Origin of the sequence: Streptomyces sp. NPDC050988 (assembly GCF_044456225.1) — a bacterium.
In the GTDB taxonomy this organism is placed as follows: Bacteria; Actinomycetota; Actinomycetes; order Streptomycetales; family Streptomycetaceae; genus Streptomyces.
On record NZ_JBITFQ010000004.1, the window covers coordinates 546113 to 558469 of the forward strand.

The 12357-nt window shown below is 70.0% G+C and carries 7 protein-coding genes; 2 read left to right on the plus strand and 5 right to left on the minus strand.

The genetic code is table 11. The features are described from left to right. Positions 1-65 precede the first annotated feature (65 nt). The gene (gene fxsT, locus ACIBEI_RS13740; RefSeq protein ID WP_398888256.1) at positions 66-3068 is read left to right on the plus strand and encodes an FxSxx-COOH system tetratricopeptide repeat protein; all 3003 of its coding nucleotides are present in this window, start codon (positions 66-68) and stop codon (positions 3066-3068) included. 120 nt (positions 3069-3188) lie between these two features. Here the strand turns inward: fxsT and ACIBEI_RS13745 are convergent, their stop codons facing one another. The 4 genes from ACIBEI_RS13745 to ACIBEI_RS13760 all read right to left on the minus strand — a co-directional run bounded on the left by ACIBEI_RS13745 (position 3189) and on the right by ACIBEI_RS13760 (position 10330). Continuing rightward, positions 3189-6989 (minus strand): multifunctional oxoglutarate decarboxylase/oxoglutarate dehydrogenase thiamine pyrophosphate-binding subunit/dihydrolipoyllysine-residue succinyltransferase subunit, encoded by a 3801-nt coding sequence (locus ACIBEI_RS13745; protein ID WP_398888258.1) that lies wholly within the window; start codon positions 6987-6989, stop codon positions 3189-3191. A 296-nt stretch (positions 6990-7285) separates the two neighbouring features. Then, the gene (locus ACIBEI_RS13750; protein WP_398888346.1) at positions 7286-8350 is read right to left on the minus strand and encodes an ATP-binding protein; all 1065 of its coding nucleotides are present in this window, start codon (positions 8348-8350) and stop codon (positions 7286-7288) included. 404 nt (positions 8351-8754) lie between these two features. Beyond that, positions 8755-9492 (minus strand): response regulator transcription factor, encoded by a 738-nt coding sequence (locus tag ACIBEI_RS13755; protein WP_055617694.1) that lies wholly within the window; start codon positions 9490-9492, stop codon positions 8755-8757. 112 nt (positions 9493-9604) lie between these two features. Next, positions 9605-10330 (minus strand): spermidine synthase, encoded by a 726-nt coding sequence (locus ACIBEI_RS13760; RefSeq protein WP_398888261.1) that lies wholly within the window; start codon positions 10328-10330, stop codon positions 9605-9607. 178 nt (positions 10331-10508) lie between these two features. On the opposite strand from ACIBEI_RS13760, the gene ACIBEI_RS13765 reads away from it, so the two are divergent. Further along, positions 10509-11447 (plus strand): rhomboid-like protein, encoded by a 939-nt coding sequence (locus tag ACIBEI_RS13765; RefSeq protein WP_398888263.1) that lies wholly within the window; start codon positions 10509-10511, stop codon positions 11445-11447. On the opposite strand, the gene ACIBEI_RS13770 is transcribed toward ACIBEI_RS13765, so the two are convergent. Then, positions 11405-12349, minus strand: coding sequence for a hypothetical protein (locus tag ACIBEI_RS13770; protein WP_398888265.1), 945 nt, complete (start codon positions 12347-12349; stop codon positions 11405-11407). The two genes, ACIBEI_RS13765 and ACIBEI_RS13770, sit on opposite strands and share 43 nt — an antisense overlap. Positions 12350-12357: the final 8 nt, after the last annotated feature.

Genomic DNA, 12357 nt, shown 5'->3' on the forward strand with positions numbered 1-12357 from the left:
TGCGGGCGGATGAGCGTTCGCATCCGGCGGGCAGACGTGACGGACGTGGGAGCAGGGAGCGTGTGATGGCGGAACAACGGGGGACGGGCCGTGACAGTGCGGCGGCACCCGAGCATTTCCTCGTGGTCTTCCCCGGGTACCACCGTTCGTGGGCGGCATGGATCGCCCAGTGTCTGGAGCGGCACGGTCACCGTGCCACCCAGCAGCGCTGGGACCCGCCCCGCGAGGTCCCGCTCGAGGACTCGCTCGGCGACCTCCTGCTGTCCAGTGGGCGGGTCCTGCTCGTCCTGAACGACTGGTTCTTCGAACTGGGTCCGCGTCCCGCGGGTGAGTGGAACGACGCCCTGCGCGGTTTCGTCGCCGCGCACGCCGACCGCTTCGCCGCCGTCAACCTCACCAACCGGCCGCTGCTGCCGGCCACCGCGGTCCTCGAACCGGCCAGCCTGTGGGGCCTCAGCGAGGAGGGGGCGGAGGAACGCCTGCTGAGCAGGCTCGGCCTGGAGCGCCGCCGTACCCCAAGGACACTCCCAACTCAACTCCGCTACCCCGAGACACGCGCCGAGATCTGGGGCGAGATCCCACGCCGCAACCCCAGGTTCACCGGCCGGGACGACCTGCTCACCGACCTCCACCAGCGTCTGTCCGACGCCGAGCGAGGCGCCGCCGCCTGCACCCTGCTCGGCATGTCCGGCATCGGCAAGACCCAGCTCGCCGCCGAGTACGCACACCGCTTCAGCCCCGACTACGACATGGTGTGGTGGATCAACTCAGACGACCGCAACATCCAGCGTGACCGCTTCGGCGAACTCGCCGTGGAACTCGATCTGCCCAGCGGCAGCGAGCCGGGCGAGCGTATCCGAGCCGTACGGGACGCCCTGCGCCGTGGCGAGCCGCACTCCCGCTGGCTGCTGATCTTCGACGGCTGGGACGACACCGAAGGCATCGACGTACTGCTCCCGCAGGGCCCGGGACACGTCCTGGTCACCTCCCGCAACCGCGGCTGGAGCGAGCACACGGAGGTCCTGGAGATCCCCGCCTTCCTGCGTGCGGAGTCCACCGCCTATCTGATGCGCCGAGCCCCCCACATCACCGCGGACCAGGCCGACGAGGTCGCCGTCGAGTTCGGCGACGTACCCCTGCCGCTCGTCCAGGCCGCGTCCTGGCTCGGCGAGTCGGGCATGGAAGCCCCCGAATACCTGCGGATGGTGCGAGAGCGCAAGCTCACGACCGTCGACGAACCCACCACCGGCGAGGGCTTCCCCCAGTCGTCCATGACGTCCTGGTCGATACTGCTCAACCGGCTCCGCCGCTCGCAGCCGCAGGCCATCGACGTCCTCAGCCTGAGCACGTCCTTCGCACCCGGACGTATCCCGCTCGGCCTCATCCGCGCCTATCCGCAGGCCGAACTCCCCGAGGAGCTGCGGTGGATGTCCAGCGACCTGCCCGCCTGGACCCGGGCCCTGGACACGCTCGTCAACTACTCGGTGCTCACCCGCGAGACCCGAGGCCCCGCGGGCGCGGAGATGGGCCCGCACCAGGAGTCCGTGCACATGCACAGGCTCGTCCACGACATCGTCTCCAAGCTGACCAGCGAGGAGAGCCGCGCCACCCACCGCAAGGCCGTCCGCAGCCTCCTCGCGGAGGCCGACCCCGGTAACCCCGTGGACAGCAGGAACTGGCCGCGATACGCCGAACTGCTCCCGCACCTGGAACCCTCCGGCGCGCTGGACAGCACCCGGTCACGGGTCCAGGGGGCGGTCCTGAACTGCCTGCGCTACTGCTTCCGCAGCGGGGAGTACAAGGGTGGCATGGAGCTGGCGCAGCAGATCCGTGACCGCTGGTCCCGGAATCTGGAGCCCCTGGCCCGGCCCATGCTCGACCTGACCACCCAGGAGAGCAACATCCTGCGGGCCAGCGGCCGGTTCCGGGACGCGTACGAACTCGACAACGGCGTTCTGGAGAGGCTCCAGGCTGCCCCGCAGCGCCACGAGCTGGGAGAGCTGCGCACCAAGAGCGCCATGGCCAACAGCCTGCGTCACCTCGGGCGGTACGAGGAGGCGTACGCGTTCCAGAAGGAGGTTCTCGATGGCAACGGCCGCCTGCTCGGCCCGAACGAGGTCGCCACACTGATCGCCCGGCACAACCTCGGTGTCGGCCTGCGCCTCCTCGGCCGCTACGCGGAGGCGTACGAACTGGACCTGGAGACGCTCTCGCTGCGGGAGAGCGTGCTGCGGGCCCGGCACATCAGCACGCTCAACTCGGGCAGCGCCGTCGTTCACGACCTGCGTCTCCTCGGGCGCTACCGCGACGCGCTGTCCCGCCAGGAGCCGGTCGTCCGGCTCCATGTGCAGGTGCTCGGTCCACTGCATCCGCAGACCCTGGAGGCTCGCGTCCAGTTGGCCCTGTGCCGCCGTCGCGAGGGCGGTTACACACAGGACGTGGGGCCCTCCATGGCCAGTCTGCTGGAACAGCTGGTCCAGCTGCACGGCAGGGAGCACTACCGCACGCTGTCCTTCCTGACGAACTACGGCAACTTCCTGCGGGAGCACGGCGACCTGAGCCAGGCGCGCGATCTGATCGCGGAGGCGGAGGCCGGCTACCGGGCCCTCCTCGGCCCCGCACACCCCGTCGCGACCGGCATGCTCACGAACACCGGCCTCGTCATGCAGGCCGCAGGCGAACGCGCCGAAGCCATGTCGATGTTCGAGTCCGCGATGGCCGGTCTCACCGCCACGCTCGGCCCCGACCACCCCTGGGTGCTGGGCTGCGCACTGAACGCCGCGAGCGCGCGCAACTTCAACGGCCGTATCTCCGACGCCGTCGACCTGAGCCGCGACACCCTGCGCCGCGCCCGGCACTCGCTGGGGGAGGAGCACCCGCTCACGCTGTCCTGCCAGGTGGCGCTCTCCGCGGACCTGCGTGCGGCGCGGGAGCAGGAGGAGGCGGGGAAGCTGGAGGAGGACGGCTTGCTCTCCCTCACCCGAACCCTGGGCGCCCAGCACCCACACACCATCTCGGCCCGCCAGCGAACCCGGCCCTACTGGGACTTCGAGCCCTACCTGGGCTGACGAACACCCGGCCGGTGCCACTCCGGTCGCGCCCGACAGCGGAAAAGGCCCGGCCCCGAGTCCTGAGACTCGGGGCCGGGCCCTAGTTCGCGTACGTACTGAACGACGCGTTCGAAGCCGTCAGGCCTCGAACACCTCTCGAACCAACTGCTCCTGCTCAGCCTGGTGCCGCTTCGCCGAGCCGACCGCCGGGGAAGAGGACGCCGGACGCGAGATCCGCCGCAGCCGCTCCCCGTGAGGAACGTCCGCGCCGACCGCCAGGTCCAGGTGGTCGATCAGGTTGAGGGCGATGAACGGCCAGGCACCCTGGTTCGCCGGCTCCTCCTGGGCCCACAGGTACTTCTCGGCGTTCGGGTACTTGGCGATCTCCGCCTGGAGCTCCGCACCCGGGAGCGGGTACAGACGCTCGATGCGGATGATGGCCGTGTCCGTCGAGCCGCGCTTGGTGCGCTCCGCGTCGAGGTCGTAGTAGACCTTGCCCGCGGTGAAGACGACCTTGCGGACGGCGGACGGGTCCACGGACGCGTCGCCGATGACCGGACGGAAGCCGCCCGTCGTGAACTCCTCCGCCTTCGACGCGGCCGCCTTGAGGCGGAGCATCGACTTCGGGGTGAAGACCACCAGCGGCTTGTGGTGCGGGTTGTGCACCTGCCACCGCAGGAGGTGGAAGTAGTTCGACGGGAGGGTCGGCATCGCGACCGTCATGTTGTTCTGCGCGCAGATCTGGAGGAAGCGCTCCGGGCGCGCGGACGAGTGGTCCGGGCCCTGGCCCTCGTAGCCGTGGGGCAGCAACAACGTCACACCCGACGTCTGGCCCCACTTCTGCTCCGCCGATGAGATGAACTCGTCCACGACCGTCTGGGCGCCGTTGACGAAGTCGCCGAACTGCGCCTCCCACATGACCAGGGACTCGGGCCTCGCGAGCGAGTAGCCGTACTCGAAGCCCATCGCCGCGTACTCGCTCAGGAGCGAGTCGTAGATGTTGTAACGGGCCTGGTCCTCGGACATGTACTGGAGCGGGGTGAAGTCCTCGCCCGTCTCCCGGTCGATCAGCACCGCGTGGCGCTGGCCGAACGTGCCGCGGCGGGAGTCCTGGCCCGAGAGGCGCACCGGGGTGCCCTCGAGGAGCAGGGAACCGATGGCCAGCGTCTCGCCCATGCCCCAATCGATCGTGCCGTCCTCGACCATGGCCGCGCGGCGCTGCAGCTGGGGCAGCAGACGCGGGTGGACGGTGACGCGCTCGGGGATGTTGACCTGGGACTCGGCGATCCGCTTGACGACCTCCTGGGAGACCGCCGTGGTGACGGTCACCGGGAACTCGGGCTGCGCGTCCGGGACATGGGCCTCGGCCGGCGCGTTCGCCGCCTCACGGACCTCCGTGAAGACCTTCTCCAGCTGGCCCTGGTAGTCCTGGAGGGCCTGCTCGGCCTCTTCCAGCGTGATGTCGCCGCGACCGATCAGGGACTCGGTGTACAGCTTGCGCACCGAGCGCTTCTTGTCGATCAGGTCGTACATCAGCGGCTGGGTGAAGGCCGGGTTGTCGGACTCGTTGTGACCGCGGCGGCGGTAGCAGATGAGGTCGATCACCACGTCCTTGTTGAACGCCTGACGGAACTCGAAGGCCAGGCGCGCGACGCGGACCACGGCCTCCGGGTCGTCGCCGTTCACGTGGAAGATCGGGGCCTCGATCATGCGGGCCACGTCGGTCGAGTACATGGAGGAGCGCGAGGACTCGGGCGCCGCCGTGAAGCCGACCTGGTTGTTGATGACCACGTGGACCGTGCCGCCGGTGCGGTAGCCCCGCAGCTGCGACATGTTCAGGGTCTCCGCGACCACGCCCTGGCCCGCGAAGGCCGCGTCGCCGTGCAGGGCGACCGGCAGGACCGTGAAGTCCGTGCCGCCCTTGTTGATGACGTCCTGCTTGGCGCGGACGACACCCTCCAGGACCGGGTCGACCGCCTCCAGGTGCGAGGGGTTGGCGGCCAGCGAGACCTTGATCTGCTCGCCGTCCAGACCGGTGAACACGCCCTCGGCGCCCAGGTGGTACTTCACGTCGCCGGAGCCGTGCATCGACTTCGGGTCGAGGTTGCCCTCGAACTCACGGAAGATCTGCGCGTACGACTTGCCGACGATGTTCGCCAGGACGTTCAGCCGGCCGCGGTGGGCCATGCCGATGACGACCTCGTCCAGGCGGGACTCGGCGGCCGAGTCCAGCACCGCGTCGAGCAGCGGGATGACGGACTCGCCGCCCTCCAGGCTGAAGCGCTTCTGGCCGACGTACTTCGTCTGCAGGAAGGTCTCGAAGGCTTCGGCGGCGTTCAGCCGACGCAGGATGCGCAGCTGCTCCTCGCGCTCCGGCTTCGTGTTCGAGCGCTCGATGCGGTCCTGGATCCACTTGCGCTGCTTCGGGTCCTGGATGTGCATGAACTCGACGCCGGTGGTGCGGCAGTACGAGTCGCGCAGGACGCCGAGGATGTCGCGCAGCTTCATCATCGACTTGCCGGCGAAGCCGCCGACCGCGAACTCGCGCTCCAGATCCCACAGCGTGAGCCCGTGCTCGGTGATGTCCAGGTCGGGGTGCTTGCGCTGCTTGTACTCCAGCGGGTCGGTGTCGGCCATGACGTGGCCGCGGACCCGGTAGGAGTGGATCAGCTCGAAGACGCGGGCGGCCTTCGTGACGTCGTCGTCGTGCGAGGCGTCGATGTCCTTGAGCCAGCGGACCGGCTCGTACGGAATGCGCAGGGCCTCGAAGATCTCGTCGTAGAAGCCGTTCTCGCCGAGGAGGTAGTTCGCGACGACGCGGAGGAACTCGCCCGACGCGGCGCCCTGGATCACCCGGTGGTCGTAGGTCGACGTGAGCGTCATGACCTTCGAGATGCCGAGCTTGTTCAGGGTGTCCTGGGACGTGCCCTGGAACTCCGCCGGGTAGTCCATCGAGCCGACGCCCATGATGACCGACTGTCCGGGCATCAGACGCGGGACCGAGTGGACGGTGCCGAGGCCGCCGGGGTTGGTCAGCGAGACCGTGACACCGGAGAAGTCGTCCATCGTCAGCTTGCCGTCACGGGCGCGGCGGACGATGTCCTCGTAGGCCTGCCAGAACTCGAAGAAGTTCAGCGTCTCGGCCTTCTTGATGCCCGCGACGACCAGCTGGCGGTCGCCGTTGGGCTTCACCAGGTCGATGGCGAGGCCGAAGTTGATGTGCTCCGGCTTGACCAGCGTCGGCTTGCCGTCCTTCTCCACGAAGGAGTAGTTCATCGACGGCATGGCCTTGATGGCCTGCACCATCGCGTAGCCGATGAGGTGGGTGAAGGAGATCTTCCCGCCCCGGGCACGCTTCAGGTGGTTGTTGATGACGATGCGGTTGTCGAAGAGCAGCTTCACCGGGACGGCGCGCACGGACGTGGCCGTGGGCACCTCGATGGAGGCGTTCATGTTCTTCGCGACCGCGGCACTCGGGCCGCGCAGCGTCACGTACTCCGGACCCTCTGGGGACTCCGACGCGGGCGCGGCCTTCGCTGCGGCCGGCTTGGCCGCGGCGGGCTTCGCCGGGGCAGCGGCAGGAGCGGCGGCGGCAGGCTTCGCCGGCGCGGCTGCCGCGGGCTGCGGCGCCGCTGGGGCGGCCGGGGCCGGAGCGGCCTGGGCCGGAGCCGCGGGCGCCGCAGGGGCGGCCGGAGCGACCGTGGTGGTACCCGCGGCCCCCGCGGCCGCGGCACCCGACGGAGCCGAGGCGGCGACGCCGCCCGGCTTGTAGTCGGCGAAGAAGTCCCACCAGGCTCGGTCTACCGAATTCGGGTCCTGGAGGTACTGCTGATAGATCTCGTCGACGAGCCACTCATTGGGACCGAACGCAGCAGCGGGGTTCTTCCCGGCTTGGTCCTCGGTCGAGGTGCTCGAGTTACTGGGGGACTGTGGCGACACGGCGGCAACCGCCCTCTTCCGCTTCACAAGGTGATGGACAGCGGGAATAAAGGCTACGCCTCCCGGACCGCGTAGGTCAGGCCGGGCCTGGTCATCGTCGCGTAAGTCACATCGAAAAGCGTGTTTCGGTGGTGGAAATGGCGGGAAACAAGCGAGGTTCCGATGCGGAACCGACACGTCGGGTCAGGACTGCGACCCCGAAAGGCCGAGCCTCCGTACGAGGACCGCGCGATGACACGTGTCCTGCTGCCCGATCACACGATTCACTCATGGATCTTGGGCTCTGGTTTTGAACCCTACGTCAATCTGTCAAGGGAAGGCACTCCCGGAAGGGTGACCTGGATCCGGCAGCCACGCGGGGATTCGGCCACACCGATCCGGCCGCCGTGCAGATCCACCGCCCAGCGGGCGATCGCGAGCCCCAGGCCCGTACCGCCGTCGCTGCCGGGACCGTGCGGGGCGACCACGCCGCCGCGGTTGAACCGCTCGAAGACCCGGTGCCACTCCGAGCGCGGGATGCCCGGACCCTCGTCCAGGACTTCCAGGTCCAGCGACTCGTGTCCCTCGCCGCGCCGGGCCCGCACCGTGACGCGGCCGTGCGGCGGGCTGTGCTTGACCGCGTTGTCGATGAGGTTGGCGACGACCTGGTGTATCCGCTCCGGGTCCGCGTGCGCGGTCAGCTCGGGCGGCGAGACGTCCAGGTGCAGATGGACGTCCGTACGCGTGTGACTGCCGGAGCCGGAAGCGATGCCCGCGCGCGCCGAGGCCACCATGTTGGCCTCCTTCAGTACGCCGGACAGGTACGGCCACACCTCGAAGCGCCGCTTGCGCAGCGGTACGACGCCGTTGTCCAGGCGGGAGAGGTCGAGGAGCGTCTCCACGAGCCGCCCCAGCCGCTCCGTCTGCTTCAGGGCCGTACGCATCGTCTCGGGGTCGGCTGCCGACACGCCGTCCACCACGTTCTCCAGGACCGCGCGCAGACCGGCGATGGGGGTGCGCAGCTCGTGGGAGACGTTCGCCACGAGTTCCTTGCGCTGGCGCTCCTGGGCCTCCAGGTCGTCGGCCATACGGTTGATCGTCTGGGCCAGGTCGCCCAGCTCGTCGCGGCGGTCGGCGCCCCTGACCCGGCGGGTGTAGTCGCCGTGCGAGATACCCCGCGCCACGGTGTTCATCTCGTCCAGCGGGGATGTCAGCGAGTGCGCCACGAACTGGGTGATCAGCAGGGTCGCGATCACCGAGAAGACCGTGATGAAGCGCAGCTCCGTCTCGGTGCGCACCGCGATCATCAGCAGGCCGGTGGTGATGAAGACCGAGACGACGACCAGCGTGCCGAGCTTGGTCTTGATCGAGAAGGGACGCATCTCGCCCCAGGTGTTCGTCGCCGATCCCACCGCGGAGGCGGTACCGGCTGCCGTCGTCGCCGAGGAGGCGGGGGCCGCCCCGGGAGCCGACGCCGCTCCGGGCGCCGCACTCGAATCGGGCGCCGGACTCAGTCCGGACACCGAGCCCGAACCGGTACCGGCACTGATACCGCTACCAGGACCGGCATGGGGCGGTGAATCCGAACCGGGGCCGACGAACGCACCCGTACCCGGGTCGGCGAGCGGTCCCGCGTCCGAGCCGGTATGCGACCTCGCGTCCGAGCGCCTGCCCGGGCCCGGGCGCCTGCCGAAAAGCGAACGGGATCCCGCGCCCGCCAGCACGCTCCTGCGCCACGCACCGATACCGCTCATCACTTCCGCCCCCTCAACCAGGGTGCCCGACTCTAGGGCGTCGGGGTCTCCAGCGCGTAGCCCACGCCATGAACCGTACGGATGCGCTCGGCGCCGATCTTCCGGCGCAGCGCCTTGATGTGGCTGTCCACGGTGCGGGTGCCGGACGCGTCGGCCCAGTCCCACACCTCGGCCAGCAGCTGCTCGCGCGAGAGCACCGCGCGCGGCGTGTTCGCGAGGCAGACCAGCAGGTCGAACTCCGTGGGCGTGAGATGCACGTCCTCGGAGCGCACCCGGACCCTGCGCTGCGCGTGGTCGATCTCCAGCTCGCCGAGCCGCAGGATGCCCGAGCGCGGCGTCGACGCGGCCAGCGCGGCGCGCTCCACGCGTCGTAGCAGTACGTGCACGCGCGCGGCCAGCTCGCGCATCGAGAACGGCTTCGTCATGTAGTCGTCGGCGCCCACGCCGAGCCCGACCAGCATGTCCGTCTCGTCGTCGCGCGCGGTGAGCATCAGTACCGGCACCGGACGGGCCGCCTGTACCCGGCGGCAGACCTCCAGGCCGTCGAAGCCCGGCAGCATGATGTCGAGGATCAGCAGGTCGGGCTGCCATGCCTCCGCCGTGTCGACGGCGGCCGGCCCGTCACCCGCCGTTTGCACGAGGAACCCCTCGGCACGCAGGCGGGCGGCGATGGCGTCCACGATCGTCGGATCGTCCTCGATCACCAGCACCCGGCGCTGAGCGCCCGGCGTGGCCGCCGTGCCGTTCTGGGAGGTGTGTGTCTGCTCCATCGCCCGCCCCTGAGTGTGCTTTCCGGAACCAGTGGGGTGATTCCATGACTGCGCTTGACGCTTGAATGATCGGCGTCAGGTCAGCAGGGTACGGGCAGTGACCGCCGCTCGGCTATCCAGGCCCGATCGCGAGATGGACGACGTCCGGAACGCCCCGGGCAACCGGGATCTCTTCGGTACGCATCTGTCGGAACCCGGCATTCCCCAAGGTTCTTGCGAAATCAGACGAGGGCTGGGCCGACCACACGGCCAGTACCCCGCCGGGCCTCAACACCCTTGCGCACGCGGCGAGTCCGGCCGCCGAGTAGAGGTTTCCGTTGCCCTCCGTGACGGTCCACTCGGGTCCGTTGTCGATGTCGAGGCACAGCGCGTCGTACGTGTCGGACGTCTCATTGACGTATGCGACGAGATCCGCCTCGATGATCTCCGTGCGCGGATCCGCGAGCGCCCGCGACGACAGCCCGGCGAGCGGCCCGGACCGGTGCCAGTCGATGATGGCCCGTTCCCGTTCGACGACGGCGATCCGGCCCCAGCGGGGCTCGTCGGCCGCGTGTGCGAGCGAGAAGCCGACGCCCAGGCCGCCGATCAGGACGTCGGGCCCCGGCCGCCCGTCCAGCGCGCCGAGCGCGGCCTCGACCAGCCGTCTCTCCGAGCGTCCGTCGGAGGTGTCCATGAGGAAACAGCCGTTGGCGATGATCTGCAGCAGCCCGCCGTGGCGGCGGAGCACGACCTCTCCGTACGGCCCCTCGCGACGGTCGATGACTTCGGGAGCGCCGTAGGAAGCGTCATGGGAAGCGTCGCGGGAGGTGTCGTACGGGGTCTCGTGCGAGGTGGTCATGCGGCCATCCTGGCAAGTTCCCCCAGCACGAGCAGCTGAATTCCGCCGGGCCGCAGAATTCCGCCGGGGCCGCGCCCAACCGTGAGAGACGGCTGTGAATCGGCCCTTCCGTGGTCCCCGTCACAGACAGCCCGCTCGTGCGAAGCTGAGTGTGGGGGTGACGGAAGGAGCCTCCACGGTGAAAAGGCCTGTGACGAGCGGCGCGGAGACGACGAACCCCGCTGCGTCCTCCGCTCCCTCTGCACCCTCCGGCCCCGCTGCCTCCACCGACTCCACCGCCGATCGGGACGCCGTTCCCGCCGCCGGGCTCGACGGCATCCCGCGACAGCGGCCCCTGACCGTCTCTACCGTCTCTGCCGAGGGCGTGCACGTCGCCGTCGCCGAGAGAGTGCCCGCGGCTGTCGAGCGCGCGCCCGCCACTGCCGGGAGCGCCCGGCTCCGGCGTCTGCTCGCCCGCCTCCGCCGCGTCCGGCCCTGGCGGCTGTTCCCCACGCCCACCGGAACCCCCTTCACCTTCGGGTACGCGGTCGTCCTCGCGGTGACCTCTCTCATCGCCGAGTACGCGGACCCCGGCCTGGTGGACCGGGTGCTCCAGGCGTCCAGTACCGATGTGGCGCATCTGGCGCAGTCACCGGTGCGTGTGCTGGTCGCCAGCGCGCTGTGGATCGCGGGCGGCCTCACCTCGGCGTACGTGATCGCCTTTCTGCTGGTGCTCACCGCGTTGGAGCGGCGGATCGGCGGGTGGCGTACGGCGGGCGTCTTCCTGCTGGGACACGGTCTGGCGACGCTGGCCACCGAGATACCCGTCGGTCTCTCCGTCCTCGCCGGGCATCTCCCCGAGAGCTCGCTCCACCGCTACGACTACGGCATCAGCTTCGGCGTCGCCACGAGCGTCGGAGCGCTGGCCGGGCTGCTGAGGCCCTGGCTGCGCTGGACCGTGCTCGCGGTGTTCGGCTGGATGGTCCTCGGCGACCTGATCGCGTTCACGGATCCGATGACGAACTGGGGGCACACCATGGCGCTGGCCATCGGGGTGGCCACCTGGCCGCTGCTGCGCCGGGTCAGCTCGCCGGGTCAGCTCCAGGACGACGACCGGGACCACGGAGACCCTTCGTAAGGCACGGGCCTGCCCGTGAACGCGTCGAGGAGCATGCGGGCGCCGACCGGCCGGTCCAGCTTCACCGTCACCTTCCTCGCGCGCAGCGCCTTTGTGCAGAGACCGTCGGAGGGGTTGCGGATCCAGGCGGAGAACACCACGTTGTCCCCGCTCTCCAGCACGTCGACGCCGGGGCCGTCGTCGCAGGACCCGTGGTGGGCGCGCAGGACGACGGTCCGGCCGTCCCGCGACACCGTGTCCAGCCCGGCGAGCTCCCACAGGTCCTCCGTCAGGTCCGGCAGGGGCTTGACCGGGGGCCTGGGAAGCTTCGAGGCGACGACCGCGACGCGCTTGAGCGGAGTGTCGTAGCCCTTGATCGTGAAGTGCCAGGCGGGGACCGTCGCCGTGCCCCGGCTGGTGCGGATCGTCATCTCCCCGAGCCGCGCACCGGTCACGGTGAGCCGGGGCCCCGGTCCGGCCGCACCGGAACCCCCGCCGACCTTCTCGTACGCCGCCCGCGCGGAGACGACCGGAACGGCCAGCGAGCCGCCGTCGCGCCAGCGGACCTCCCCCTTCTTCGCCGGGGCGCCGGGGAGGGAGCCGCGGATCTCGAAGTTCTGACGTTGGTACGCCTGCTTGTCGGCGTCGCTGTGGAAGGCCCCCTCGGGCAGCTGGACCGGGTCCCCGAGCGGGAAGTAGCCCTCACGCCACACGCGTGCGGCCTCCGAGCCCTCCCAGGCGTCGGAGACCTGACGCGCGCGTTCCGCGGTACGGGCCGGGTCATGTGTACCGGCATCGCCGTACTTGTCTCCGCAGGAGGCGACCCCGACGGCCGCGGTGACGAACAGGCCTGTGACGACGAGAAACCTACGCAGCCGAGCGGTCCGCATGATGCCCCCGAGGCAGACGACTGGAACGGACAAGGAATCCG

What these genes read in the sequence shown, in the direction of transcription:
- ACIBEI_RS13760 (WP_398888261.1), bottom strand. Translation starts at nt 10,330, where the DNA reads ATGACCACCTCGCACGAGACCCCGTACGACACCTCCCGCGACGCTTCC.
- fxsT (WP_398888256.1), top strand. Translation starts at nt 66, where the DNA reads ATGGCGGAACAACGGGGGACGGGCCGTGACAGTGCGGCGGCACCCGAG.
- ACIBEI_RS13750 (WP_398888346.1), bottom strand. Translation starts at nt 8,350, where the DNA reads ATGCGTCCCTTCTCGATCAAGACCAAGCTCGGCACGCTGGTCGTCGTC.
- ACIBEI_RS13755 (WP_055617694.1), bottom strand. Translation starts at nt 9,492, where the DNA reads ATGGAGCAGACACACACCTCCCAGAACGGCACGGCGGCCACGCCGGGC.